Source organism: uncultured Flavobacterium sp. (assembly GCF_963922255.1).
Classification (GTDB): Bacteria; Bacteroidota; Bacteroidia; order Flavobacteriales; family Flavobacteriaceae; genus Flavobacterium.
In genome coordinates this window covers 283,429-309,032 of sequence record NZ_CAWUIC010000001.1, presented here as the reverse complement: position 1 = coordinate 309,032, position 25,604 = coordinate 283,429, and the positions used below count along the sequence as shown (strand labels likewise).

The 25,604-nt window shown below is 30.0% G+C and carries 26 protein-coding genes; 18 read left to right on the top strand and 8 right to left on the bottom strand.

All coding sequences use genetic code 11. The features are described from left to right. Positions 1-192: 192 nt before the first annotated feature. The 8 genes from AABJ49_RS01495 (at position 193) to AABJ49_RS01460 (ending at position 6,444) form a co-directional block, all read left to right on the top strand. Positions 193-1,545 carry a hydroxymethylglutaryl-CoA synthase gene (locus AABJ49_RS01495; RefSeq protein ID WP_338375475.1) on the top strand — a complete coding sequence of 451 codons (1,353 nt, stop codon included), beginning with the start codon at positions 193-195 and terminating at the stop codon, positions 1,543-1,545. Beyond that, positions 1,536-2,024, top strand: coding sequence for an SET domain-containing protein-lysine N-methyltransferase (locus tag AABJ49_RS01490; protein WP_338375675.1), 489 nt, complete (start codon positions 1,536-1,538; stop codon positions 2,022-2,024). The genes AABJ49_RS01495 and AABJ49_RS01490 overlap by 10 nt, the downstream gene beginning before the upstream one ends. A 75-nt stretch (positions 2,025-2,099) precedes the next feature. Beyond that, a complete protein-coding gene (locus AABJ49_RS01485) occupies positions 2,100-2,384 on the top strand; it encodes a TIGR03643 family protein (RefSeq protein ID WP_338375474.1) in 285 nt (94 codons plus the stop codon). Positions 2,385-2,386: 2 nt separating this feature from the next. Further along, entirely contained in the window at positions 2,387-2,809 is a 423-nt protein-coding gene (locus AABJ49_RS01480) for a DUF2452 domain-containing protein (protein WP_338375472.1), read from the top strand. Positions 2,810-2,829: 20 nt separating this feature from the next. Continuing rightward, positions 2,830-3,471 carry a flavin reductase family protein gene (locus AABJ49_RS01475; RefSeq protein WP_338375470.1) on the top strand — a complete coding sequence of 214 codons (642 nt, stop codon included), beginning with the start codon at positions 2,830-2,832 and terminating at the stop codon, positions 3,469-3,471. Positions 3,472-3,473: 2 nt separating this feature from the next. Then, positions 3,474-3,611 (top strand): DUF2256 domain-containing protein, encoded by a 138-nt coding sequence (locus AABJ49_RS01470; RefSeq protein WP_338375468.1) that lies wholly within the window; start codon positions 3,474-3,476, stop codon positions 3,609-3,611. A gap of 5 nt (positions 3,612-3,616) precedes the next feature. Next, the gene (locus tag AABJ49_RS01465; RefSeq protein ID WP_338375467.1) at positions 3,617-5,149 is read left to right on the top strand and encodes a cryptochrome/photolyase family protein; all 1,533 of its coding nucleotides are present in this window, start codon (positions 3,617-3,619) and stop codon (positions 5,147-5,149) included. Beyond that, positions 5,149-6,444 (top strand): DASH family cryptochrome, encoded by a 1,296-nt coding sequence (locus AABJ49_RS01460; RefSeq protein ID WP_338375466.1) that lies wholly within the window; start codon positions 5,149-5,151, stop codon positions 6,442-6,444. The genes AABJ49_RS01465 and AABJ49_RS01460 overlap by 1 nt, the downstream gene beginning before the upstream one ends. A 34-nt stretch (positions 6,445-6,478) precedes the next feature. Here AABJ49_RS01460 and tnpA read toward each other — a convergent pair whose 3' ends face one another. Then, positions 6,479-6,952 (bottom strand): IS200/IS605 family transposase, encoded by a 474-nt coding sequence (gene tnpA, locus AABJ49_RS01455; RefSeq protein WP_338375465.1) that lies wholly within the window; start codon positions 6,950-6,952, stop codon positions 6,479-6,481. Between the two features lie 75 nt (positions 6,953-7,027). Continuing rightward, entirely contained in the window at positions 7,028-8,563 is a 1,536-nt protein-coding gene (locus tag AABJ49_RS01450) for a YifB family Mg chelatase-like AAA ATPase (protein ID WP_338375463.1), read from the bottom strand. Between the two features lie 271 nt (positions 8,564-8,834). Here AABJ49_RS01450 and AABJ49_RS01445 point away from each other — a divergent pair, with 271 nt between their 5' ends. From AABJ49_RS01445 to AABJ49_RS01415, 7 genes are all read left to right on the top strand, one after another. Beyond that, positions 8,835-10,292 (top strand): sodium:solute symporter family protein, encoded by a 1,458-nt coding sequence (locus tag AABJ49_RS01445; RefSeq protein ID WP_338375461.1) that lies wholly within the window; start codon positions 8,835-8,837, stop codon positions 10,290-10,292. Beyond that, the gene (locus tag AABJ49_RS01440; RefSeq protein ID WP_338375459.1) at positions 10,282-10,716 is read left to right on the top strand and encodes a GNAT family N-acetyltransferase; all 435 of its coding nucleotides are present in this window, start codon (positions 10,282-10,284) and stop codon (positions 10,714-10,716) included. The genes AABJ49_RS01445 and AABJ49_RS01440 overlap by 11 nt, the downstream gene beginning before the upstream one ends. 6 nt (positions 10,717-10,722) lie before the next feature. Continuing rightward, positions 10,723-11,853, top strand: a complete 1,131-nt coding sequence (locus AABJ49_RS01435; RefSeq protein WP_338375457.1) for an amidohydrolase — start codon at positions 10,723-10,725, stop codon at positions 11,851-11,853. Beyond that, complete coding sequence (gene alr, locus AABJ49_RS01430; RefSeq protein ID WP_338375456.1) at positions 11,846-12,997, top strand: alanine racemase; 1,152 nt, start codon at positions 11,846-11,848, stop codon at positions 12,995-12,997. The genes AABJ49_RS01435 and alr overlap by 8 nt, the downstream gene beginning before the upstream one ends. Continuing rightward, the gene (locus tag AABJ49_RS01425; protein WP_338375455.1) at positions 12,997-14,070 is read left to right on the top strand and encodes an alanine/ornithine racemase family PLP-dependent enzyme; all 1,074 of its coding nucleotides are present in this window, start codon (positions 12,997-12,999) and stop codon (positions 14,068-14,070) included. Before alr ends, AABJ49_RS01425 begins: the two co-directional genes overlap by 1 nt. 278 nt (positions 14,071-14,348) lie before the next feature. Continuing rightward, on the top strand, positions 14,349-14,825 hold the full coding sequence (locus AABJ49_RS01420; RefSeq protein ID WP_338375454.1) for a hypothetical protein: 477 nt from the start codon (positions 14,349-14,351) through the stop codon (positions 14,823-14,825). After that, entirely contained in the window at positions 14,818-15,018 is a 201-nt protein-coding gene (locus AABJ49_RS01415; protein WP_264558599.1) for a helix-turn-helix transcriptional regulator, read from the top strand. The genes AABJ49_RS01420 and AABJ49_RS01415 overlap by 8 nt, the downstream gene beginning before the upstream one ends. A 51-nt stretch (positions 15,019-15,069) precedes the next feature. Here the strand turns inward: AABJ49_RS01415 and AABJ49_RS01410 are convergent, their stop codons facing one another. The 3 genes from AABJ49_RS01410 to AABJ49_RS01400 are packed head-to-tail and all read right to left on the bottom strand — an operon-like array spanning position 15,070 to position 19,745. Beyond that, the gene (locus tag AABJ49_RS01410; RefSeq protein ID WP_338375450.1) at positions 15,070-17,124 is read right to left on the bottom strand and encodes a cytochrome c biogenesis protein CcdA; all 2,055 of its coding nucleotides are present in this window, start codon (positions 17,122-17,124) and stop codon (positions 15,070-15,072) included. Further along, complete coding sequence (tilS, locus tag AABJ49_RS01405) at positions 17,124-18,431, bottom strand: tRNA lysidine(34) synthetase TilS (RefSeq protein ID WP_338375448.1); 1,308 nt, start codon at positions 18,429-18,431, stop codon at positions 17,124-17,126. The genes AABJ49_RS01410 and tilS overlap by 1 nt, the downstream gene beginning before the upstream one ends. Positions 18,432-18,446: 15 nt before the next feature. Continuing rightward, positions 18,447-19,745 carry an anthranilate synthase component I family protein gene (locus tag AABJ49_RS01400; protein WP_338375446.1) on the bottom strand — a complete coding sequence of 433 codons (1,299 nt, stop codon included), beginning with the start codon at positions 19,743-19,745 and terminating at the stop codon, positions 18,447-18,449. A 75-nt stretch (positions 19,746-19,820) separates the two neighbouring features. On the opposite strand from AABJ49_RS01400, the gene AABJ49_RS01395 reads away from it, so the two are divergent. Continuing rightward, a complete protein-coding gene (locus tag AABJ49_RS01395; protein ID WP_338375674.1) occupies positions 19,821-20,201 on the top strand; it encodes a DoxX family membrane protein in 381 nt (126 codons plus the stop codon). Positions 20,202-20,399: 198 nt separating this feature from the next. Here AABJ49_RS01395 and lpdA read toward each other — a convergent pair whose 3' ends face one another. From lpdA to AABJ49_RS01380, 3 genes are all read right to left on the bottom strand, one after another. Continuing rightward, entirely contained in the window at positions 20,400-21,803 is a 1,404-nt protein-coding gene (lpdA, locus tag AABJ49_RS01390) for a dihydrolipoyl dehydrogenase (protein ID WP_338375445.1), read from the bottom strand. A 79-nt stretch (positions 21,804-21,882) separates the two neighbouring features. Next, positions 21,883-22,299, bottom strand: coding sequence for an META domain-containing protein (locus AABJ49_RS01385; protein WP_338375444.1), 417 nt, complete (start codon positions 22,297-22,299; stop codon positions 21,883-21,885). A 4-nt stretch (positions 22,300-22,303) separates the two neighbouring features. Beyond that, the gene (locus tag AABJ49_RS01380) at positions 22,304-22,756 is read right to left on the bottom strand and encodes an Lrp/AsnC family transcriptional regulator (protein WP_338375443.1); all 453 of its coding nucleotides are present in this window, start codon (positions 22,754-22,756) and stop codon (positions 22,304-22,306) included. A 178-nt stretch (positions 22,757-22,934) separates the two neighbouring features. Here AABJ49_RS01380 and AABJ49_RS01375 point away from each other — a divergent pair, with 178 nt between their 5' ends. After that, positions 22,935-24,137, top strand: coding sequence for an aminotransferase class I/II-fold pyridoxal phosphate-dependent enzyme (locus tag AABJ49_RS01375; RefSeq protein ID WP_338375441.1), 1,203 nt, complete (start codon positions 22,935-22,937; stop codon positions 24,135-24,137). An 88-nt stretch (positions 24,138-24,225) separates the two neighbouring features. Then, a complete protein-coding gene (locus tag AABJ49_RS01370) occupies positions 24,226-25,578 on the top strand; it encodes a M28 family metallopeptidase (RefSeq protein WP_338375440.1) in 1,353 nt (450 codons plus the stop codon). Positions 25,579-25,604: the final 26 nt, after the last annotated feature.

Below are 25,604 nucleotides of genomic sequence, written 5' to 3'. Positions count from 1 at the left end.
TGCTTTTAGTAACTCTTTTTTTTTATATTTCAAGCAAAGTGAAATTTTAAAAAAAATATAAAATTCAGAATAAAACCTATCTTAATTTTTGACATTCGCAAAAGTTTATGTGCAAATTAAATTTTATAAATTGTTTTATTTAAAATCTCAAATCAATCACTAATTTTGATTTCATTTTTTAATAAATCTATCATGAAAGTCGGTATTGATGCTATACAATTTGATGTTCCAAAAATATATTTACCAATTGATGTTTTAGCTCAAAACAGAAATATTGAACCCGAAAAACTTACTAAGGGTCTTGGTCTACAAAAAATGAGTTTTCTAGATGTAAATCAAGATTGTATTACTTTAGGAGCAAATGCTTTTTATAAATTAATTCAACAAGAGAATTTAAATCCTTCTGAAATTTCACGAATATATGTTGGCACAGAAAGTAGTGTAGATAATTCAAAACCTATTGCTTCCTACATTTTACAACTAATTGAACAAAAAACAGGAACTAATTCTTTCAGAAATTGTGATATGGTTGATTTCACATTTGCTTGTATTGGAGCCGTTGACGCTCTTCAAAACTGTGTGGATTATATTCGTTTAAATCCTACTAAAAAAGCAGTAGTTATCTCTACAGACAATGCAAAATATGATTTAAACTCTACGGGTGAGTACACGCAAGGTGCTGGTGCAATTGCCATGTTGATAACTTCAAATCCAAGTATCATTTCATTTTCTAAGAAAATAGGGGTTTCAACAAGTGGCGTTTTTGATTTTTTTAAACCAAAAATAATTATCGAAAAATCTAAAATAACAAAAAATCCCAACAATGAAGAATGGTTTGGTGTTTTAGAATCTGAAATTACTATCACAAAAGAACAACCTGTTTTTGATGGACAATATTCAAATACTTGTTACATTAATAGAATCACAGAGGCTTACGATCATTATAAAAAAGAAAGCAATCAAAACACAGTAATTTTTAATAATTGGGATTTAATTTTGATGCATCTACCCTACTGTTTTCAAGGAAGAAGAACGTTTATTGAAATTTTTGCAAAAGAAAACCAAGCTCTTTTAAAGCAACAAGAAGGAGAAACGGTAAAAGATAAGTTAAGAGCTTTATCAAAATCAAATGAATACTTGACTTTAGTCAATCAAAAAATAAAACCATCAGAAATTGCTTCTGGTGACGTTGGAAATATTTATACTGGTTCAATATTTCTAGGATTTTTATCTGCTTTGTATTTTTACAAAAAAGAAAATTTAGAGTTAAAAACAAAAAAAGCAGGTTTTATTGCATATGGTAGTGGCTCTAAATCAAAGGTATTTGAAGGTACAATTGAAAAAAATTGGAAAGATAAAATTGTCAAAACAGAATTATTCGAAACTTTAGAACTAAGAACAGCAATTGATTTTAAAACTTATGAAAAACTTCATAAAAAAGAATTAAAATCTAATGTTTTAAATTCATCAAACGAATTTGTTTTAGATTACATCGAAAAAGAAAATCCAGTTTTAAAAGGAGCACGTTTTTATAAATTTGTTTAGTAAGATTCATCTGGATTGGTTTACTTATATTTGTTACTAATCCAAAAATTAAAATCCTGAACAATTTAACTTTAAAAATAGAAGCACCTGAATCTGACTATTTATACATAGAAAATTCTCAAATACAGAACGCAGGAAAAGGCTTATTTACTGCAATTAAAATCTATAAACACGAAGTCATTTCCATTTTTAAAGGAGAAATCTTAACCGAAATTGAAGCTAAAAATCGTGTTGACAATGGAAAAGACAGATATTTCATAAACATGATTGATGGAACAATTATGGATTCTATGCATGTGGATTGTTTTGCCAAATATGCCAATGATGCTGAAGCTTTTGAAAACCCTGAATTTAAAAACAACTCAAAAATCACTTTAGATGATGATAACAATGTTTGTATAATTGCTACAAAAAATATCAAATCTAATAATGAAATTTTCTGCAGCTACGGAAAAAGATACTGGAAAAAACATAATTAATTTTTAAATTTTATCCTTCAGTATAAAATATTTTGTAATTTTGTTTAACTTTTTAATTTAATAGTTAAACAAAATATGATTTCTGACAAAAACTTTACAGATATAGAACTTGATCGAATTATTGAAATGGCTTGGGAAGACAGAACACCTTTTGATGCCATCAAATTCCAATTTGGTTTAAATGAAGCTGATGTTAAAGCTTTAATGAAAAAAGAACTCAAATTTAGCAGTTACAAATTGTGGCGAAAGAGAGTTGAAAACTGTAAAACCAAACATTTAGCCAAACGAGTTGAAGGTATTAATCGTTTTAAATGTAAACTTCAACGTGCCATTTCTAATAACAAAATTTCAAAAAGATAATCATGAAAAGTAAAATCCCAGATAATGTAGTTTACTCTGATGAAAATGGATATAATGCTAATAAAATTTCTTACGCTACAAATGTTGGAGCTCCAGCCATCAAAATAGATAATATTGTTGATTGGAAAAATAAAGGGGTTAGTAACGTAAATAAAGAATTTGAAAGTAAATTCAACGAACTTAAAGTAGAATATGAAAAACTAATGCAAGAATACGAATGGAACGAAATTCTATACAATGCCAAATTTTATTTCGAACCAGTTGTTGGTGAAATATACCATTTATATTTAGGAAAAGACGGATCTAATTTTCTATCCCTAATTCATCCTAATGATTGGAATAAAGAACACATTGGAACTTTCAAATTAAACAGCAATAAAAAATGGATTCATATTGATTCGAAGAAAGATAACTTTTTAGAATAATTAATTTAACTAATAAAGTCATGCAAAAACACATTTCCAATTCAGATATTTCTTCCATGGAAAAATTATTCCGAGTAAACTTAATGAATAGTTTATCTGGCTTTAAAAGTGTGTGTTTAATTGGAACTAATAACAAGGAAAATCAAACGAATCTTTCTATAATTAGTTCCCTAGTTCATATTGGATCAAATCCCGCTTTGTTTGGAATCATTATTCGTCCAGGAGTTGTTGAAAGACATACTTTAGAAAACATTTTAGAGACAAAATATTACACCGTTAATCATATTAATGAAGAAATTTACAAACAAGCACATCAAACTTCGGCTCGTTATCCAAGAGAAATTTCAGAATTTGATGCAACGGGATTAAATACAGAATATAAAAACGATTTTCAAGCACCATTTGTTAAAGAAAGTCACATTCAATTTAGTTTGGAATTCAAGCAAAAAGTTGAAATAGAAATAAACAATACCATTTTAATTATTGGTCAAGTCAAAGATATTTACATTCCAAATGACAGTTTATTTGATGATGGTTTTATTGACATAGAAAAAGCCAAAACAATAACTTGCACTGGTTTAGACAGTTATCATACAACTAAAAGAATTGACCGTTTGAGTTATGCAAAACCTAATAATGTCCTTTTTTCACTAATAAAATAAACTTGAAAGGAGTAAAAAAACAAAACTTACCCACTAAAATTTGTTTGGTTTGCCAAAAACCTTTCACATGGCGTAAAAAATGGGAAAAAGTTTGGGATGAAGTCAAATATTGTAGTGATAAATGTAGAATGAATAAATAATGAACATGAAAACTTTAAGGTTAATTCTAGGAGATCAATTAAACAGTAATCATTCGTGGTTTAAAACTAAAGATAATTCTGTGACATATCTTTTAATGGAAATTCGAACAGAAACCGATTATGCAACCCATCATATTCAAAAAATTGTAGGCTTTTTTTCGGCTATGAAGTCATTTGCCAATGAATTAATTAAAAATAAACATCAAATAATTTATATTAATCTGAATGATGAAAACAACTTACAATCATTTGACAAAAACATTCAGTATTTAATTGAAAAACATCAGTTTACCAATTTTGAATACCAATTTCCTGATGAATTTAGATTAGATGAGTTATTGAAAAACTATTGCAATACATTATCTATTTCAAATTCGGTTGTTGATTCTGAACATTTTTATACTTCTAGAACAGAACTTGGAACTTTCTTTGAAGGAAAAAAAACATTTTTATTAGAAAGTTTTTATCGTGCCCTGCGAAAAAAACACAATGTTTTAATGGAAGGAGACAAACCTACAACAGGAAAATGGAATTATGATGGCGAAAACCGAAAGAAAATTCCAAAAGAGCACAAACCTACTCCACCTTTAATTTTCAATAATGATGTTTCAGATATAGTAAATGAAATTAAAAAAACGGATATAAAAACCATCGGAAATATTGATGAAAAGAATTTTGTCTGGCCAATAAATCGAGAACAATCCTTAGAATTACTTGATTTTTTTGTCAAAAATTGTTTGCATTTATTTGGAAGTTTTCAAGATGCAATGACACCCAATGAATGGTCATTATATCATTCTAGAATATCCTTTTCAATGAACATTAAAGTGATTTCTCCACAAGAAGTTATTGAAGCTTCTGTTGCTGAATGGCAAAATCGTCCCAACGAAATTGAATTCAATCAATTAGAAGGTTTTGTTCGTCAAATCATTGGTTGGCGTGAATATATGCGAGGAATATATTGGCTAAAAATGCCTGAATATGCTCAAATGAATTATTTCAACAATCAAGAAAAGTTACCCGATTGGTTTTGGACTGGAAAAACAAAAATGAATTGCATGAAAGATGCGATTAACCAATCGTTAGATTATGCCTATGCGCATCACATTCAACGGTTGATGATTACCGGTAATTTTGCACTTTTAGCAGGAATTCATCCTGATGAAGTTGACGCTTGGTATTTAGGTATATATATTGATGCCATACAATGGGTCGAAATAACAAATACTCGTGGCATGAGTCAGTTTGCTGATGGCGGAATTGTGGGTACAAAACCTTATGTTAGTTCAGCCAGTTATATTGACAAAATGAGTCATTATTGTGGCACTTGTTTTTATAAAAAAGCATTAAAAACAGGAGAAAAATCATGTCCTTTCAATAGTTTATATTGGAATTTTTATGACAAAAATGAAGATAATTTAGGTAAAAATCCAAGAATTGGAATGATGTACAATGTATGGAGAAAAATGAAACCCGAAGACAAAGTAGAATTATTACAACAAGCTGATTATTATTTAAAAAACATAAACGAATTATAATGAAAACTGCATTAGTTTGGTTTAAAACAGATTTACGATTAACAGATAACGAAACATTTTTAAAAGCAATTGCACAAAGCAATCAACTAGTTTGTGTATATTGTTTTGATGAAGCTCATTTTAAAACTACTTCATTTGGATTTAAAAAAACAGGTAATTATAGAACTCAATTTTTATTAGAATCTTTAGCGGATTTAGATAAGAATTTAAGAGCAATAGGTTCTGGATTATTAATTATAAAAGGTAAACCAGAAATAGAAATTCCAAAAATTGTTTCAGCCTATAAAATTCAAAAAGTATTTGCAAAGCGTGAAGTAGCTTTTGAAGAGAAACAAACGGAAACATTAGTAGCCAATGAGCTTTTTAAATTGCGTTGCGAATTTGAATCCATAAGCACAAGCACTTTATATCATGCGGAAGATTTACCTTTTTCAATAAAAGATATTCCTGATACATTTACAACTTTTCGAAAAAAAACAGAGAAAGATGCAACAATAAGAGAAGCTTTTGATAAACCCGAAAAAATAAATTCTCCTAAAATTCCTGAAATAAAACTTCCAAGTTTGAATGAATTAGGATTAGAATCTGAAGAAATAGATTCAAGAGCTGCAATTCAGTTTAAAGGAGGTGAAACAGAAGCGCTCAAAAGATTAAATCATTATTTTTATGAAAGTCAATGTTTATCTAATTATAAAGAAACTCGAAACGGAATGATTGGTGCTGATTATTCTTCAAAGTTTTCAGCTTGGTTAGCAAATGGTTGTATTTCTCCAAGATTTATTTATAGTGAAATAAAAAAATATGAATCGCAATTTGGAGCAAATGATTCTACGTATTGGTTAATTTTTGAATTACTTTGGAGAGATTTTTTTAGATTTATGTTCAAAAAACACCAAACAAAATTTTTCTTATTTGAAGGCATAAAATCCGAAAAACAAAACTCAAAATCTTTAAACGAAAAATTACTTTCGCAATGGATAAATGGTTCTACAAATTCTGATTTTATAAATGCAAATATGCTTGAGTTAAAGTTAACAGGTTTTATGAGTAATCGTGGACGACAAAATGTTGCGAGTTATTTTTGCAATGAATTAAACATCGATTGGAGAATTGGAGCTGCTTATTTCGAACAACAGTTAATTGATTATGATGTTTGTAGTAATTGGGGAAATTGGGCTTATTTAGCTGGTGTAGGAAACGATCCAAGACAAAACAGAGTTTTCAATATAGAAAAACAAGCCAAAGATTATGATAAAGATGAATCGTATCGAAACCTTTGGTTGAAGAATACTTAATCTTATAAGGATTTTTATTGAATTCCCTCCAGCTTCAGCTGGAGGAACCACAATCAACATTATAGGCTTTAGCCAAATCTCTAAACTCCTCAACAATCAAATCACATTCTTCTTGAAATGATTTTTTGCGATGATGTTCTTCTTGATTTTTGATATAATTACGAACTCTATTTAATACAGAATTAGATACAGACAAAGCATAATATTCTTCTTGCCATCCAAATTTTTCTCCTTTCAAATTGGGAAATAAATGACTATTTTTATTAATCCAGAAAGATGATTCTCCTTTTAATAATTGCACTACTTTTTCAATATTTTGATCACTACCTAATGAAATTAAACAATGACAATGATCTTCATAACCATTTATGAAATCAATATAAATATTCTTTTCTTTAGCATTTTCTTTAATATTCCAAACTAATTTTCTTGATTCTATTGTATTTAAAAATGGTTTTCTGTTTTTTGTACTCCATACTAAATGGATGTATATTTTTATGAATGGCATAGATTTTTGATTTTTGAAATTGATTTATTAGTTTCTCCATCTAAAGCTGGAGGCAATTCAGGGATGCATTACATGCTATCCCAACCAACCCTCTCTATCCAAACTCCTATATTGTATAGCTTCTGCAATATGACTAGAATTTACATTTTCTGAACCTTCCAAATCAGCAATTGTTCGGGCTACTTTTAAAATTCTATCATAAGCTCTTGCAGATAAATTCAGGCGTTCCATAGCAGTTTTTAGCATTTGTAAGGAAGCATCATCTAAAGCACAAAATTCCCTAATTTGTTTACTACTCATTTGCGCATTATAATGTAAATTTTCAAAATTTTCAAACCGAATTGACTGTATTTCTCTAGCTTTTGTTACTCTTTTTCGAATTTCAACACTTGATTCTGCCTTTCTAGTTTCTGTCAATTTTTCAAATGGAACTGGTGTGACTTCAATATGAATATCAATTCTATCTAATAATGGTCCAGAAATTTTACTCAAATAACGTTGCATTTCCATTGGAGATGAAGTTACTGGTGCATCAGGATCATTAAAATAACCCCCTGGACTTGGATTCATACTTGCTACCAACATAAATGAAGATGGATATGTTATCGTAAATTTAGCTCTAGCAATCGTAACTTCCCTATCTTCCAAAGGTTGTCGCATTACTTCTAAAACTTCTCGCTTGAATTCTGGTAATTCATCTAAAAATAAAACTCCGTTGTGTGCTAAAGAAATTTCTCCAGGTTGCGGATAACTTCCACCTCCTACTAACGAAACAGAACTTGCTGTATGATGTGGACTTCTAAAAGGTCTTTGAGCCATCAAACCACCTTCTTTAGTCTTTCCTGCAACAGAATGAATTTTTGTGGTTTCCAAAGCTTCTTTCATAGTCATTGGTGGTAAAATGCTAGGCAAACGTTTGGCTAACATAGTTTTTCCTGAACCTGGTGGCCCAATTAAAATAATGTTATGTCCACCAGCAGCGGCAATTTCCATACAACGCTTGATACTCTCCTGCCCCTTTACATCTGAAAAATCAAATTCTGGGAATTCTAATGTTTTTGAAAATTCTTCTTTGGTATCAATAACGGTTGGTTTGATTGTTCCTCTTCCTTCAAAAAAATCTATGATTTGTAATACATTTTCAATTCCGTAAACATCTAATCCTTCCACAATTGCGGCTTCTTTAACGTTCTGAATCGGTAAAAACAATCCTTTAAAACCTTCTTCTTTTGCTTTTATGGCAATGGATAAAGCCCCTTTTATGGGTTGTAATCCTCCATCAAGAGATAATTCTCCCATAATGACATATTCCGCTAAGGTTTCTGCTTTTATTTGATAAGAAGCAACTAGAATTCCGACTGCTAATGTTAAGTCATAAGCAGAACCTTCTTTACGCAAATCGGCTGGAGCCATGTTTATCGTAATCTTTTTTCCGGGAAGTTCGTAGTTATTGTTTTTGAGTGCAGCAGCAATTCGATAGCTGCTTTCTTTTATTGCGGAATCTGGTAATCCTACTAAATGATATCCAATTCCTTTATCAATGTTTACTTCTACTGTAATAGTAGTAGCTTCAACGCCAAAGACAGCGCTTCCAAATACTTTTACTAACATGGCTTATAATTTTATTTAAATGGCTTATACTGATACAAATATCCAAAAAATAATTTGAATTTTCCAAATTTTTAATTCAGTTTTTTACATTCAAAATGTGTATTCTTTATAATTATCTTACCTTTGCATCATATTTTGAAAATAAGACGGTTCTTTAAGTTCCATCCATGATTTTAATCTTAAATCAATCTTATTTTCATCTTTTGCAAAGTTTTGCATCTTGTCTTTTGGAAAAATTCCATTTCAGACAGTTTAATCTAAAATACAAAAAATGCACACAATAGATTATATAATCTTTGTGGTCTACATGATAGCAATGCTAGGTGTAGGCTTTTATTTTTACAGAAAAAACACATCATCAGAAGATTTTTACGTTAGTGGACGAAACATGAGTAGTTGGCACATTGGTTTATCCGTTGTGGCAACAGATGTTGGTGGTGGATTTTCAATTGGTTTAGGTGGATTAGGTTTCACTATGGGAATTTCGGGCTCATGGATGTTGTTTACAGGACTTATCGGTGCTTGGTTGAGTGCCGTTTTCTTAATTCCAAAAGTGAGCAAATTAGGTCATCAGCATAAGTTTTTTACATTCCCACAAATCTTCAATCATTTTTATAGTGCAAGAGTAGCTTTATTAGCTGGAATCATTTCTGCGATTGGTTACATTGGATTTACTAGTTCGCAAGTTTTAGCAGGAGCCAAATTAGCTTCTGCCACTATTGATGGTTTAAATTTACAATGGGCATTAATTGTTATGGGAGCAATTGCTGTAGTTTATACTGCTGTTGGTGGTTTAAAAGCTGTGATTTACACCGATACTATTCAATGGATTATTCTAATTGCTGGTTTGGTTTTTATTGGAATACCGATTGCTTATAACGCAGTTGGTGGTTATGATGTCATCAAAGCAACGTTAGCTCCTGAATATTTATCCTTAACTAATGTTTCTTGGCACCAACTTTTAAATTGGTCCGTTACTATAATTCCGATTTGGTTTATTGGAATGACATTATATCAACGAATTTATGCTTGTAAAGACGAAAGAGAAGCCAAAAAAGCTTGGTTCATTGCAGGTTTATTTGAATGGCCAATAATGGCTTTTATGGGAGTAATTCTTGGAATGTTAGCTAAAGTAGCTGCAACACAAGGAATGTTTGATGGCATAACAGATGCTTCAACAATGGATAGCGAAATGGGGTTACCTATTTTATTAAGCACCATTTTACCCATTGGTTTAATGGGATTAATGCTTTCATCTTATTTCTCAGCAATTCTTTCAACGGCAGATAGTTGTTTAATGGCTGCTTCTGGAAATATTGTTACAGATATCATTTCAAAATTTTACAAAAAAGAATTAACGCAGAAAAAATTATTACAATTATCACAAATTGTAACGCTTTTGGTAGGTGTTTTTGCCATTCTTTTAGCTTCACAAATGCAAAATGTATTAGAATTGATGCTTTACTCCTACGCTTTCATGGTGTCTGGTTTATTTGTCCCAGTTCTTGGAGCGTTATTTTGGCATAAAAGCAATCCTATTGCTGCTTTTTGGAGCATGCTTTTAGGTGGCTCAACAACGATTGGACTTATTCTTTCAAATAATAAATTACCGTTAAATTATACATTACCTGAACATTTAGATGCCAATATCTTCGGAATTAGCGTATCTTTAATAACATTTATAGTACTATCAAATTATCATTATAAAAAAAATAACAATGGAATTTAAAATCATTAATCCAGAAACTGGAGAAAACTCAACTTATACACATCAAATTATTGCTGAATTCTTATACACTCACTTAGAACAATATGGTGACAAAATAGAAGACATTTTAAAATGCATCGATTACGCAATGAATCCTGCTAGAGGTGGAAATATAATCGTTGGTTTAGACCATGAAAAAATTGTTGGTGTTGTCATCTTAAATCACACCGGAATGAGCGGATTTATTCCTGAAAATATTTTGGTTTACATAGCAGTAGATAATAGTCAACGTGGAAAAGGATTTGGTAAAAAACTAATGCAAAAAGCGATTGATACAACTGAAGGAAACATTGCCTTGCATGTTGAGCCAGACAATCCAGCAAAGGCTTTATATGAAAAATTAGGCTTTACCAATAAATATTTGGAAATGCGTTTAACAAAATAATACATTTTGAAAGAACTTATTCAATTAAGACAAGAATTACATCAACATCCTGAAGTTTCGGGAAATGAATCTAAAACTGCTCAACGAATTTTAGATTTCCTTTCGAAATATAAACCAAACCAAGTAATTACTAATCTTGGTGGTAAAGGTATTTTAGCAATATATAAAGGAAAAGAAGACGGGAAATCAGTTCTATTTCGATGTGAATTAGACGCTTTACCTATTCAAGAAATTAATTCATTTGATTATAAATCGCTTTATGAAAGAGTTTCTCATAAATGTGGACACGATGGTCATATGGCTATTCTGTGTGGAATGGCAAAAACTTTGCATGAAAATCCTCTAAAAAAAGGAACGGTAATGCTTTTGTTTCAACCTGCAGAAGAAGACGGAAATGGTGCCAAAAGAGTTTTAAATGACTCAAATTTTGATGCTATAAAACCTGATTTTGCCTTTGCTTTACACAATCTTCCTGGATTTAAGAAACATCAAATAATTGTGAAAGAAAATACGTTTACTTGTGCAGTTAACAGTATGATTATTCAATTAAACGGAAAAACTTCTCATGCTGGTGAACCTGAAAACGGCATCAATCCAGCTTTAGCTATAGCCGAAATTATTCAGGTTTTTAATTCCAAAATCAATACTGACGTTTCTTCTAAAAAGTATTGTCTCATCACTCCTATTCATATTAATATGGGCGAAAAAGCTTATGGTGTTTCTGCTGGTTATGGTGAAGTTCATTTTACCGTGAGAAGCAATAGTAATGCTCAAATGAGAAATATTGAATCTAATTTAGAAGAAAATGTAAACGAAATTGCCTCTAAATTTAATTTGAAAACAAAAATCGATTGGACAGAAAGTTTTCAAGCAAATGAAAATAATAGTGAAGCTGTGAATTTCATTAGAAAATCGGCTTCAAGTCTTAATTTGGATATTTTAGAAAAGGAGCAACCTTTTACTTTTGGTGAAGATTTCGGAATCTTTACGCAAAATTTTAAAGGAGCTATGTTAGGTTTAGGTTCTGGAGAAAATACACCTTCACTACACAATCCTGATTATGATTTTCCAGACGAAATTATTGAAACCGGAATAAATTTATTCCATCAAATTACAAAAGAAATTTTAAATGCATAGAAATTCTATCATAGAAATAAATAAAAAAGCGTATCAAAATAATCTCGCATTTTTAAAAAAAATGTTGGGCAAAAAAGTCATCTTTTCTTCAGTCGTTAAAGGAAATGCTTATGGTCATGGTATCAAAGAATTTGTTACAATGGCACATCAAAGCGGAGTCAATCATTATTCGGTTTTTGATGTGGAAGAAGCTAAAATTGTTTTTGAAACTTTAGGAAATAAAGTCACGATAATGATTATGGGTTTTGTAGCTGATGATGATTTGCCTTGGGTAATCGAAAATGAAATTCAGTTTTTTGTTTTTGAACGTTATCGTTTGGCTTCAGCAACAAAAACAGCTAAAAAATTAAAAACAAAAGCAAAAATTCATATTGAAATTGAAACTGGAATGAACCGAACTGGTTTTTCTAAAAAAGAACTTTCAAGATTGGCAAAATATTTAATTAAAGAGGCAAAATATCTTGATTTTGTTGGAATTTGTACTCATTATGCTGGTGCTGAAAGTATATCGAATTATTACAGAATCGAAAATCAAATTGAACGATTTAATGAAGCTATAGAAATTTTCAAATCACACGGAATTGAAGCTAAAATAAAACACACAGCTTGTTCAGCAGCTTCCATGATGTTTCCGGAAACACAAATGGATTTAGTGAGAATCGGAATTTTACAATATGGTTTATGGCCAAGTCCTGAAGTTTTGGTAACTTACCTAAATTCTAAAAAGAAAAAAACAGATCCATTACAACGCGTAATTTCATGGAAAAGTGAAATTATGAATGTAAAACGAGTAAAATCGGGAGAATTTATTGGTTATGGAACCAGTTATATGGCCAAAGAACACATGAAAGTTGCCACTATTCCTTTAGGATATTCTCATGGATACAGTCGTTCTTTGAGCAATCAAGGTCGCGTTTTAATCGAAGGAAAACGTTGTGGTGTAATTGGAACTATAAATATGAATATGTTGACTATTGATGTTTCTGAAATCGATAATGTAAAAAAAGGGGATGAAGTTGTAATTATAGGTAATCAAGGTGATTTAGCAATAACAGTAGCTTCTTTTGGAGAACTAAACAACCAGTTGAATTATGAATTTTTATCAAGAATTTCAAAATCTATTCCTAGAAAAATAATTGAATAATGGCATTTTTAAAATTATACAGACAAAAATTAAAAGAAAATTATACTTTTCTTGATACTCTTTTTAAAGAGAGACATATTGAATGGGGTGTTGTAACCAAATTACTTTGCGGAAATACTATTTACCTAAAAGAAGTAATTGATTTAGGTGTAATGGAAATGCACGATTCTCGAATTAGTAATTTGAAAAAAATCAAAAAACTAAAACCAGAGATTCAAACGGTTTACATCAAACCACCTTCAAAACTGAATATTGCAAAAATCGTAAAATATGCTGATGTAAGTTTCAATACAGAAATTTACACCATCAAACTTTTATCTGAAGAAGCCAAACGTCAAAATAAAACCCATAAAATTATCATTATGATCGAAATGGGAGATTTGCGTGAAGGAGTTTTAGGAGAAGAATTAATGTCTTTTTACGAACAAATTTTTAGTCTTCCAAATATCGAAATTAGAGGAATTGGTACAAATCTAAACTGTTTAAGCGGTGTAATGCCCACACAAGACAAACTAATTCAATTGAGTTTATATAAGCAATTAATTGAAGCTAAATTCAATGTAAAAATTCCATGGGTTTCTGGTGGAACTTCTGTAGCTGTTCCTTTGATGCTTAAAAATGCACGGCCTATGGCTGTGAACCATTTTAGAGTTGGTGAAGCCTTGTTTTTTGGTAAAGATTTATTCACAGGAGAAACCATGGAAGGTATGCATAATGATGTGTTAAGATTGTACGCAGAAATCATTGAAATTACAGAAAAACCAAATAATCCAACAGGTGAACTAGGAGAAAATGTTGCTGGACATACTTATGAAGTGAATGAAAATTTAGACTTAAGCGAAACTTCTTTGCGTGCAATATTAGATTTTGGATTATTAGACATGCAACCGCAATATTTAGCACCTACAGACAATTCAGTAAGCATAATAGATTCTAGTTCAGACATGACTGTTGTTGATATTAGTAGTTCTAAAAAGAATTATAAAGTTGGTGACTTGGTTTCATTTAATTTACAATACATGGGTGCTTTGTATCTTTTAAACTCAGATTATATTGAAAAAAGAATAGAATAATATTTTTTTTTTTTAGAAGCACAACAGTAGTTTTCACATCAAAAATCCTCCTGCTTTCCACTATATCTTTTTTGTTTTAAAAGAAAACAAAAAAGGATGCCGTTGCAATCAGGGCTATAGTTCACAAGTAGTTTTCATAATAACTAATGAGCCACAAAGCTTTTTAAAATTATAGTAAACCAAAATAAGAGTTAATCTTACTTTACTTTTTGTTAATTTTATTTGTCAATATGTAAAATATACTTTACATTTGAAAAATAATATTAATCACATATCTAATGAAAACACGTTTCCTTTTTCCGAACAGCTATAAAACTCTTGGTTGGGTTTTATTTGTTCCAAGTTTAATTTTAATAATTTCAAGTTCTGTTTTTAATTTATCATTAGATGATTATTTAACAATAAAAGTTTTTTCGATTTATCAGGAAACTATTGGTGAAGTTCCAGGTTTCTTTACTGTAATAACCAATAGCGTTTCAGATGAATTGTTAACTTTTGGGATGATTCTCGGTGGAATTTTTGTTGGATTTTCTAAACTTAAAGTAGAAGATGAAATGATATCGAAAATTAGATATGAAAGCTTAGTTTGGGCTACATACCTTAATTATGGTTTAATTCTGTTTTTTGCTTTATTTATTTACGGAATGCCTTACCTAAATGTATTATTTTACAATATGTTTACTTTACTTCTATTCTTCATCATTCGATTTCATTACATGATCTACAAGCTAAATAAAACCAATCAAGATGACTAATAATTTAAAAGTATTAAGAGCCATCAAAAACATTTCGCAAGAAGAATTGGCCAAACAAATAGAAGTCAGCCGACAAACCATAAACGCTATGGAAAAAGGGAAATATGTGCCTTCTACTCTATTAGCTTTAAAATTAGCCAGATATTTTGAAAAACCAGTTGAAGAAATATTTTCTTTAGAAGAAACAGATTAAAAAAAATCCCAATCAAAATTAATGATTGGGATTTTTAATTATAGATATTTATTATTTTTTAAAAGCTGCTAAACCTTCATTTAACCAAGCTTTATATTCTTCAACATCTGGTGTATAGCCAATTGGTGTTGATAAATCTTTACCTTCATCATTTAATATAATGTAATATGGTTGAGCGTTATTTTTATAACGTGTAATTTGATAATCGCTCCATTTATTTCCAACTGAAACTATTTCTTTTCCTGTTTCTTTTGAAACATATTGTTCTTCTTTTGGTAATTCTTCTTTAGCATCAACATATAAAGAAATCAGTACAAACTCTTCTTTCAACATGGGTAAAATTTCTGATGTAGACCAAACGAAATCTTCCATTTTTCTACAGTTAACACAAGCATATCCTGTAAAATCTAATAATATTGGTTTCCCAACTTCTTTCGCGTAAGCTAATCCTTGTTCATAATCATGAAAAGCTACAATTCCGTGTGGTCCTTTGTGTGCGTGTTCTGGTAAAGCTGAAACTGTTCCGCTTAATCCATCATTTTTATATCCTACTCCATTTGGACTTTCACTATACGTCATTGGTGGAGGAAATCCTGAAATTAATTTTAAAGGTGCTCCCCATAATCCTGGAATCAAATACAAGGTGAACATTGAGACTAAAATTGCCATATATAATCTACCAACAGACAAATAAGTAATTGGACTATCATGAGGTAACATTAATTTTCCAAATAAATAAACTGCCCAAGCTCCAAAAATTACAATCCAAATCACTAAAAATAATTCTCTTTCTAACCAATGTGCTTGTAACACTAAATCGGCATTAGATAAAAATTTGAAAGCCAGAGCTAATTCTAAAAATCCTAAAGAAACTTTAACAGTATTTAACCAACCACCTGATTTAGGTAATGAATTCATCCATCCTGGAAACATTGCAAATAACATAAATGGTAGCGCTAAAGCTAATGAAAATCCAACCATTCCAACAATTGGTGCTAAACCTCCTTTTGAAGCTGCTTCTACTAATAAAGTTCCAACAATTGGTCCAGTACAAGAAAAAGATACTATTGCTAAAGCTAAAGCCATAAATAATATTCCGACAAACCCACCTCTATCAGCTTGTTTGTCCACTTTATTTGCCCATGAATTTGGTAATACAATTTCAAATGCTCCTAAAAATGATGTTGCAAAGAAAACTAATAGTAAAAAGAAAATTATATTAAACCAAACGTTAGTTGATAAGGCATTTAAAGCATCTGCTCCAAAAATAGCTGTAACTAAAGAACCTAACAAAACATAAATTAAGATGATTGAAATTCCATATAAAATGGCATTTCGCTTTCCTTCTGCTTTTGTTTTGCTTTGTTTGGTAAAGAAACTTACTGTCATTGGAATCATTGGAAATACACATGGTGTTAACAATGCTGCAAAACCTCCAAAGAAAGCTAAAAAGAATATCGTCCACAAACCTTTTTTCTCTTCTTTAACAGGTTCTATTGGAGTTGTATTTTCAATTTCAGTTGTTTCTTTTGTATCGGTAACATTTGCGTTAGCTAGATTAGTTGTATCAATATCATTAGAAACTATTTCAGTAGAAACTTCTTCATTTGGTTCATCTTTTATGATTTCTTCTACTTTTTCAACTTCAACTATCTTTATTTCTGGTAATTTAAAGGTTAAATTATCGTCTTCTTGAATACATTTTCCGTCAATACAAGATTGTCCTTCTAACGAAACTTTAATCTCTTTTAATTTTAAATTTGTAACCTTGATTAGTTGTGTGAATGTTGCTTTTTTTGAGAAATAATATTCATCTACCTCAAAAATATCATTGTAGGTTTTCTTATATTGACTTTCTTTAGTTTTACCAACTAATTTATAGTCTTTTCCACTACCTTTAAAAGTAAAAACTAACGGTTGAGCTCCTCCATCTGGTGTAAATTGTGAATAAAGATGCCAATCATCATCAATGGCAGCTTCCATTACTAATTCAAATTCTGTATCTGATTTTTGAACGACTTTAGTTTTCCATTTAACTGGATCTAATATTTGTGAATTTCCTAAAAAGGAAACTAAAAGTAGCACACTTAAAAGAATTTTCTTCATTATTTTGTTTCTAGTTTTAATATGTTTTTTGTTTTATTGTTTGCAATGAAACGTTGATCTGCTCTATGATTAATTATCCAAACTATTTCATCATTTGAACACATTAACCATTGATTTTGTTTATCAATAAGTGAGAATTTTTCGTCTTTGAAATACTTACTCACTTTCTTTTTACCCTTCATTCCTGCAGGAAAAAAAACATCTCCTTCTTGCCATTTTCGAATAACTAAGGGAAAAGAAATTTTTTCTTCGTCGACAAATATAGTAGTATTTGTTAAATTAGAGATGTCATCTACCTTACTTATTAAAACATTTAAGGGATTTTTAACTTCTAAAGTGTTTTTCTCAATTATATAACTTACATTACAATCTCTTTGATTTCTTTCAGAAACAATCAAGTAGATTCTATCTTTCAAAAGCACATATTTTTCAGAAAAAACTTGTTTACCCGATTGAGCTTCAACTAAATCATAAATATCTCTCCAAGCAGAAAATCCTAAAGGTTTAAGCCATTGAAAAAGATAAGCTTCATAATTTTCTAGTTGTTTTAAATCTGAAATATTAATTTTCTTTTGATGTTCTTCTTCCTGAACTACTTTTCTATAAACAATTCGAGAAGCATCATCCACTAAAGACTGACTTTGTTTTAAATTATTCAAAGTATTTTGAAACGAATTCATAAAACTTGGATTCAATTCTTTTAAAATTGGAACTACATCATGTCTTAATTTATTTCGCAAATATTTGTTAGAAGCATTGCTAGAATCTTCTCTCCATTTTATGTTGTTTTCTTTGGCAAAATTCTCAATTTGCTCTCTTGAAAATATTAATAAAGGACGAATTGTTTTCTCATTTTTTGCTGGAATTCCGGTTAAACCTTCTAAACCAGTTCCTCGAGTTAGATTAATTAAAAACGTTTCAATTTCGTCATCCAAATGATGAGCTGTTAAAACATAATCTATTTTTTTATCGGTTAAAAGTTCAGAAAACCAATCATAACGTAATTTTCGAGCAGCTAATTGAATGGAAAGTTTATAATCAGAAGCGAATTGTTTAGTATCAAATTTCTGAATATAATACGGAATATTTAAACTTTCACAAGTTGATTTTACGAAATCTTCATCAGCATCACTTTCTGCATCACGCAAACTAAAGTTGCAATGAGCAACAATAATATCAAATTTTAATTTATGAAGTAAATGCAATAAAACCATGCTGTCAATTCCACCACTAATTGCCAAAAGAAGTTTTTTTTCTTTTAGATAGGGAAATTGATTTTGAAGTTGGTCTTGAAATTGATTTTGCATGCTCAAAAATAAGAATTAATTGTTTAACAAAACCTCAAACATAGCTTTTGCTTTCAATAAACATTCTTCATATTCTTTTTCAGGAATTGATAGAGAAGTTATTGCGCTTCCAACAGAAAAAGATAAATATTGATTGGATGAATTGTATAAAATACTTCGAATTACAACGTTAAAATCGAAATCTCCATTTGGAGTAAAATATCCTACTGCTCCACTATACAAACCTCTTTTGGTTTCTTCTAGTTCTTCAATGATTTTCATAGCTGATATTTTTGGAGCACCAGTCATGCTTCCCATAGGAAATGTAGATTTTATAATTTGGATGGGAGAAGTTGTATTTTCTACTTCTGAAACTACTGTAGAAATCATTTGATGTACTTGTTTAAATGTGTAAACTTGACATAATTCTTCTACTTGGACACTTCCTTTTGTGGCTGTGTGCGATAAGTCGTTTCGAACTAAATCAACAATCATTATGTTTTCTGAACGTTCTTTAGCATCTTTAGATAAGTTAACTTTAAGTTCTTCATCTAATTCCATATCAAAACTACGTTTAGCTGTTCCTTTTATAGGTTGTGTGATAATTTTCGAATCAACTTTCTTTAAGTAACGTTCAGGTGAAGCTGAAATTAAAAAATTATCTTTATTCTTAAAATAAACAGCAAAAGGTGGTTCTGAAATTTCGTTTAAATCGTTATAAACTTGTGATGGATTTAATTGTGCATCTTTGGCAAAAAATTCCATACAAAAATTAGCTTCATAAATATCACCACGATGAATATAATCTAACATTTTAGAAACCTTTTCAATATAATTTTCTTTAGAAACTCTTTGTTGAATATTTATTTCTGAACACTGAAAACTGAAAACTGAAAACTGATTTATTTCATCAAAATCAACCTCAACCTCATCATCACACATATTGAGATATTGAATTTCTAAAGTTTCACCTTTAAGTAAAAATAATTTCTTGGGTTGGAAAAAATATAAATCTGGAAAATACAATCCATCAAAATTTTTAGACTTTAAATCCTCAATATCATTTTTTAAATCATAAGATAAATAGCCAAACAGCCAATCATTTGTTATAGATTGATATTGGTATAAATCTTCAAAAGCGTTTGTATAATCTGTTTTAATTGCTGTAAAGGCATCTACCGCAACAACCAAATCATAAGTAGAATACTTTGAATCTCTATTATAATTTGAATTAGAATCTAAAAACACAATTTCTCTAAACTGTTGACTCCAATTTAAAAGTTGTTTTTTGAATTCTGTTGGGTTTTGTATAGACTTTATTATAGAAGTTCTCAATGCTTTTTATTTGAATTTCAAAAATACAATTTTAAAAACAATTATTTAATATCTTTGACATAGTAACCAAAACTAATTTATATAAAAATTGCAATCTTAATTGTTCGAATTCTTTTAGGTGCCTTAATGGTCTTTGCTTCCTTAAATTATTTTTTTAAATTTATGGATGAACCAATGCCAGAAGGTGAAATGTTGACTGTTATGTCTGGATTTATGGCTACAAAGTATTTATTTCCATTAGTTAAAATAGTTGAACTTGTTGCAGGATTAACATTATTAACAGGAAAGTTTATGAAATTAGGATTACTAATTTTATTACCCATCACAGTCAATATATTTTTCCTTCATTCTTCAATTGCTCCAACTGATCTTCCTGTTGCAATATTTGTTCTTGGAGCAAATTTATTTTTGATTTATGTTCACTGGGAAACCTACAAAGATTTGATTAAAGCATAGATAAACTCTAAATAAAATAACAAAAGTCCCGTTTTCACGGGACTTTCTATATTGCAGGAACTTTTCTATACGCTATTTTAAACCAATTAAATACATATTATGAAAACTGCAATAATTTATGTTTTATGTACAATAATTGTACCAATAAACTTTACGTTTTTCTTAGTAAAAGAAAAAGCTATTTATATTATTGCAATTCTAAACGTGCAATGCTCTATTATCTGTTGCAGCTAAGGCAGCTTCTTTAATTGCTTCAGCAAACGTTGGATGAGCGTGACTCATACGAGAAATATCTTCTGCACTTGCTCTGAATTCCATAGCAACAACTGCTTCTGCAATTAAGTCAGCACAACGAGCACCTAACATATGAACACCAAGAATTTCATCTGTATTTTTATCAGCAAGAATTTTCACAAATCCATCTAAATCTCCACCAGCTCTTGCTCTACCTAAAGCTTTGAAAGGAAAACTTCCTGCTTTGTAAGCAACACCTTCTTCTTTTAACTGTTCTTCTGTTTTTCCAACTGCAGCAACTTCTGGCCAAGTATAAACTACACCAGGAATTAAGTTATAATCAATATGTGGTTTTTGTCCCGCTAAGATTTCAGCAACCATTGTTCCTTCTTCTTCAGCTTTGTGTGCTAACATTGCTCCACGAACAACATCACCAATTGCATAAATATTTGAAACATTTGTTTGTAAATGATCGTTAACTTCAACCATTCCTCTATCTGTGATTTTAACACCAGCTTTATCTGCATTTAATCCAGCAGTATAAGGTCTTCTTCCTACAGAAACTAAAGCGTAATCTCCTTCTATAGAAATAACTTCTCCTTTAGCATTTTCGGCTTTTACTGTTACTTCATTTCCTTTTCTTTCAACTGATTGTACTTTGTGCGAAACGTAGAATTTCATTCCTTGTTTCTTAAGAACTTTTGTCAATTCTTTAGATAACGAACTATCCATTCCTGGTATAATTCTATCCATATATTCTACTACAGAAACTTGAGCTCCTAATCTTAAATAAACTTGTCCTAATTCAATTCCGATAACTCCACCACCAATGATTACTAAATGTTTAGGAACTTCAGGTAATTTTAAAGCTTCTGTTGAAGTGATTATTCTTTCTTTGTCTAATGTGATAAATGGCAAGTTTGAAGGCTTTGAACCTGTTGCAATAATGATATTTTTCCCTTCAATTACTTCAGAAGAACCATCATTTTTAGTCACTTTAACGTGAGTTGCATCTTCAAAAGAACCTAATCCTTCAAAAACAGTGATTTTATTTTTGTCCATCAAATATTTAACACCACCAGAAGTTTGATCAACAACAGCTTGTTTTCTATCCACCATTTTTTGAAGATTCACTTTTACTTCTCCAGAAACTTCAATTCCATGATCTGCAAAGTGTTTTATTTCATCATAATGGTGAGATGAAGCTAACATTGCTTTTGAAGGAATACATCCTACATTTAAACAAGTTCCACCTAAAGTTGAATATTTTTCAATGATTGCGGTTTTTAATCCTAATTGTGCACAACGAATTGCTGAAACATATCCACCAGGACCAGAACCTATTATTACTACATCAAACTGACTCATATTTGTATTTTTTGTGTGTTATTTTATTTTGTCGTGCAAAATTACAAATAAATTTAGTTTTGGATTTAAATTTTTTAAATTAATACCAATCTTCAGCAACAAAAATTAATTCTTTGTCTGTATTAGTTCTTAAATGCAGTTTATGACCTTTTACTTTATATGATGAAATAGTTTTGACAATACTTAAAAATTGAGATTCAATTGCATGATCTTCACAATACATATGAGTCGTTCTTCCCTGATTAAAAAGAATTTCATTATCATTTTTAAGCTCATAAACAAAACCTAAACTATTACATCCCATATTTGCCATAGCATTTTTTTGATCTGTTAAGTCTAAATAACATTGTTTTTCAATAAGTGTCTCTTTTTGAAAATTTTCAAATTGGATCAACATCCATTTTCTATGGATATTCTGTGTAGTTTCTTCCATTTTTGCCTTGCATGAAATTAAAATCGCACTAACTAAAATACCTAATAATAATCTAGTTTTCATCTATCTATAATTTAAAATTTGTTTCGTTTTTAACTTCTCCAATCATAAAAACACTATGTGTACTTCCAATATGTTGAAGCGTTGTTAGTTTAGTCAACATAAATTCTCTATATGCATCCATATCAGTAACATATATTTTTATAATATAATCGTAATCTCCACTTACATGATAACATTCTAAAACTTCATCTAATTTAACGATTTCTTTTTCAAAAGTGGTTACACTATTTACATTATGTTGAACTAACTTAATGTTACAGATGACCATAAACCCTTTATCAATTTTTTTTCTATCAAGTAAAGCTACATATTTTGAAATTATTCCTTCTCTTTCCAACTTTTTTATTCTTTCATAAATTGCCGTAACAGAAAGATTTAACTTTAAAGATAACTCTTTAGTTGTTTTTTTTGCGTCTTGTTGTAAGTATACTAATAATTTTTTATCTATTGCATCCATATATTTAGGTTTCAGGTTTCAAAAATACTATAATTATTGGATTACATAAAGTTAATAGGAATAAAAATCTAATAAAAACAAACATTTTAGAATAAAATTCTAAATAATTAAGTTTATATTGATTTTTTACTTACAATTTATCAACTTTGAACAACTTTTAATTTAAAAACACAAAATAATGAGCAAATTTAATCCAGCTGACAATATACAAGATTTACAGTATTTTGGAGAATTTGGAGGTGTAAATCCTTCGATATCTGATTCTTCAACGTATACTTTCCTTTCTGCAAAAACTATGTTTGATACTTTTGAAGGAAATGCTGAAGGTTGTTATTTATATTCGCGTCATTCCTCTCCAAGTAATCTATATCTTGACAAAGCTTTAGCTGCAATGGAAGGGACTGAAACGGCAAACGTAGCTGCTTCAGGAATGGGAGCTATTACTCCAACTCTATTACAATTATGTGGAAATGGAGACCATATAGTTTCTAGTCGCACTATATATGGAGGAACTTATGCTTTCTTAAAGAATTTTGCTCCAAGAATGGGTGTAAACACTTCTTTTGTAGATATTACCAGGTTAGATGTTGTAGAAGCTGCAATTACACCTAATACAAAAGTTCTATATTGTGAAACGGTAAGTAATCCTCTTCTAGAAGTTGCTGATATCTCTAACCTTTCTAAAATTGCAAAAAAACACAATTTAAAATTAGTTGTGGATAACACATTTTCTCCTTTATCTGTTTCTCCAGTTAAATTAGGTGCCGATATTGTGATTCATTCCCTAACAAAATATATCAACGGAAGTAGTGATACAGTTGGTGGTGTAGTTTGTGCTTCTCAAGAATTTATTAATGATTTAAAAAATGTAAACTCAGGTGCAAGTATGTTATTAGGACCAACAATGGATAGTATGCGTTCAGCTTCTGTGATGAAAAATTTGAGAACATTGCATTTAAGAATCAAACAACATAGTCATAATGCAGCATATTTAGCTGAAAGATTTGAAAAAGACGGTTTAAAAACGGTTTATCCTGGATTAAAAAGCCACCCTAGTCACGAACTGTATAAAAACATGATTAATCCAGAATATGGTTTTGGAGGAATGTTAACGATTGATGTAGGTTCTCTAGATAAAGCAAATACTTTAATGGAATTAATGCAAGAACGAAATTTAGGCTATTTAGCTGTAAGTTTAGGTTTCTACAAGACATTGTTTAGTGCACCTGGAACATCAACTTCATCTGAAATTCCGTTAGAAGAACAAGAAGAAATGGGTTTAACAGATGGTTTAATTCGTTTTTCAATTGGATTAGATAATAATATCGAAAGAACTTACGAAAGGATGAAAGCTTGTATGAAAGAACTTTCAATTTTATAATTCTTTTTTAAGTAAACTTTACAATCCGTTTAATTCTCATCACGAATAAATTAAACGGATTTTTTTTATATTTGATAAAATTATAAATATGAAAAAGCTTTTATTTCTCATTTTCCTAATTTATCAAAATATCTATTGTCAAACTGACGCAAGAGTTTATGATATAATAAATAGTGTCTCCTCAGAGAGGATTAAGGCCGACATAACTACATTAGCTAATTTTGGCACTAGAAATACATTTAGCGATACTATTTCAAACACAAGAGGAATCGGAGCTGCTAGAAGATGGATAAAATCTGAATTTGATAAAATTTCAAAAGATTGTAAAAATTGTTTAGAAGTATTTTATCAAAAAGATTATGTAACAACTAATGATGGTGAACGTATTCCAAAAGATACTTGGATTGTAAATGTTGTTGCTATTCAAAAAGGAACTAAATATCCAAATCGATTTATTATAATGACTGGTGATATTGATAGTAGAAATTCAGATACTATGGATTTTACTTCTGATGCACCTGGAGCTAATGATAATGCTTCTGGTATGGCTGGAACAATTGAAGCTGCAAGAGTTTTATCAAAATACAAATTTGAAAATAGTATTGTTTTTATCGGACTTTCAGGTGAGGAACAAGGTCTTTTTGGTGGAAAAGGTTTAGCCAATTATGCCAAAAATAAGGGTTGGGAAATCATTGGTGTATTGAATAATGATATGATAGGCAATATTGAAGGTGTCGATGGGGTTATTGATAATAGAACTTTTAGAATATTTTCTGAACCTACTCCAGCCAATGAATCAGAAAGAACCAGAAATTTAAGACGCTTTTATGGTGGTGAAGTAGACGGAAATTCCCGACAACTAGCTCGTTTTATTGAAAAAACAACAAAGACTTATATGCCGGAAATGAATCCAATGATGGTTTATAGATTGGATAGATTTGGTCGAGGTGGTCACCATAGACCATTTAATGATTTAGGATTTGCAGGTGTTAGAATAATGGAAGCTCATGAAAATTACAACAGACAACACCAAAATATTAGAGAAGAAAATGGTATTAAATACGGAGATGTATTGGAAGGTGTAAATTTTGAATATACAAAGAAACTAACTAGTGTAAATGTAATTAATTTAGCAAGTCTAGGTTGGTCTCCTCCTGCTCCAACAAATGTGGAAATTGGTGGAATTGTAGAACCAAGTGTTAAATTAAAATGGGATAAAATAGTTGACGACAAAATAGCTGGTTATAAAATTTATTGGAGACTAACCACTTCTCCTCAATGGGAAAATAGTAGATTTGTTGGAAAAGTTAACGATTATATTCTAGAAGGTATCGTTATTGATAATTATTATTTCGGTGTAGCGTCAGTAGACAAAGAAGGTCATGAAAGTCCAGTAGTATTCCCTTCGGACATTATAAAAACAACTTTTAAAAGAAAATAAAATCTTCCTTACTAAAGAGGGTTTAA

What these genes read in the sequence shown, in the direction of transcription:
- AABJ49_RS01480 (WP_338375472.1), top strand. Translation starts at nt 2,387, where the DNA reads ATGAAAAGTAAAATCCCAGATAATGTAGTTTACTCTGATGAAAATGGA.
- AABJ49_RS01460 (WP_338375466.1), top strand. Translation starts at nt 5,149, where the DNA reads ATGAAAACTGCATTAGTTTGGTTTAAAACAGATTTACGATTAACAGAT.
- AABJ49_RS01425 (WP_338375455.1), top strand. Translation starts at nt 12,997, where the DNA reads ATGGCATTTTTAAAATTATACAGACAAAAATTAAAAGAAAATTATACT.
- lpdA (WP_338375445.1), bottom strand. Translation starts at nt 21,803, where the DNA reads ATGAGTCAGTTTGATGTAGTAATAATAGGTTCTGGTCCTGGTGGATAT.
- tnpA (WP_338375465.1), bottom strand. Translation starts at nt 6,952, where the DNA reads ATGCCATTCATAAAAATATACATCCATTTAGTATGGAGTACAAAAAAC.
- AABJ49_RS01450 (WP_338375463.1), bottom strand. Translation starts at nt 8,563, where the DNA reads ATGTTAGTAAAAGTATTTGGAAGCGCTGTCTTTGGCGTTGAAGCTACT.
- AABJ49_RS01415 (WP_264558599.1), top strand. Translation starts at nt 14,818, where the DNA reads ATGACTAATAATTTAAAAGTATTAAGAGCCATCAAAAACATTTCGCAA.
- AABJ49_RS01475 (WP_338375470.1), top strand. Translation starts at nt 2,830, where the DNA reads ATGCAAAAACACATTTCCAATTCAGATATTTCTTCCATGGAAAAATTA.
- AABJ49_RS01465 (WP_338375467.1), top strand. Translation starts at nt 3,617, where the DNA reads ATGAAAACTTTAAGGTTAATTCTAGGAGATCAATTAAACAGTAATCAT.
- AABJ49_RS01410 (WP_338375450.1), bottom strand. Translation starts at nt 17,124, where the DNA reads ATGAAGAAAATTCTTTTAAGTGTGCTACTTTTAGTTTCCTTTTTAGGA.
- AABJ49_RS01440 (WP_338375459.1), top strand. Translation starts at nt 10,282, where the DNA reads ATGGAATTTAAAATCATTAATCCAGAAACTGGAGAAAACTCAACTTAT.
- AABJ49_RS01495 (WP_338375475.1), top strand. Translation starts at nt 193, where the DNA reads ATGAAAGTCGGTATTGATGCTATACAATTTGATGTTCCAAAAATATAT.
- AABJ49_RS01420 (WP_338375454.1), top strand. Translation starts at nt 14,349, where the DNA reads ATGAAAACACGTTTCCTTTTTCCGAACAGCTATAAAACTCTTGGTTGG.
- AABJ49_RS01370 (WP_338375440.1), top strand. Translation starts at nt 24,226, where the DNA reads ATGAAAAAGCTTTTATTTCTCATTTTCCTAATTTATCAAAATATCTAT.
- AABJ49_RS01445 (WP_338375461.1), top strand. Translation starts at nt 8,835, where the DNA reads ATGCACACAATAGATTATATAATCTTTGTGGTCTACATGATAGCAATG.
- AABJ49_RS01380 (WP_338375443.1), bottom strand. Translation starts at nt 22,756, where the DNA reads ATGGATGCAATAGATAAAAAATTATTAGTATACTTACAACAAGACGCA.
- alr (WP_338375456.1), top strand. Translation starts at nt 11,846, where the DNA reads ATGCATAGAAATTCTATCATAGAAATAAATAAAAAAGCGTATCAAAAT.
- AABJ49_RS01375 (WP_338375441.1), top strand. Translation starts at nt 22,935, where the DNA reads ATGAGCAAATTTAATCCAGCTGACAATATACAAGATTTACAGTATTTT.
- AABJ49_RS01385 (WP_338375444.1), bottom strand. Translation starts at nt 22,299, where the DNA reads ATGAAAACTAGATTATTATTAGGTATTTTAGTTAGTGCGATTTTAATT.
- tilS (WP_338375448.1), bottom strand. Translation starts at nt 18,431, where the DNA reads ATGCAAAATCAATTTCAAGACCAACTTCAAAATCAATTTCCCTATCTA.
- AABJ49_RS01485 (WP_338375474.1), top strand. Translation starts at nt 2,100, where the DNA reads ATGATTTCTGACAAAAACTTTACAGATATAGAACTTGATCGAATTATT.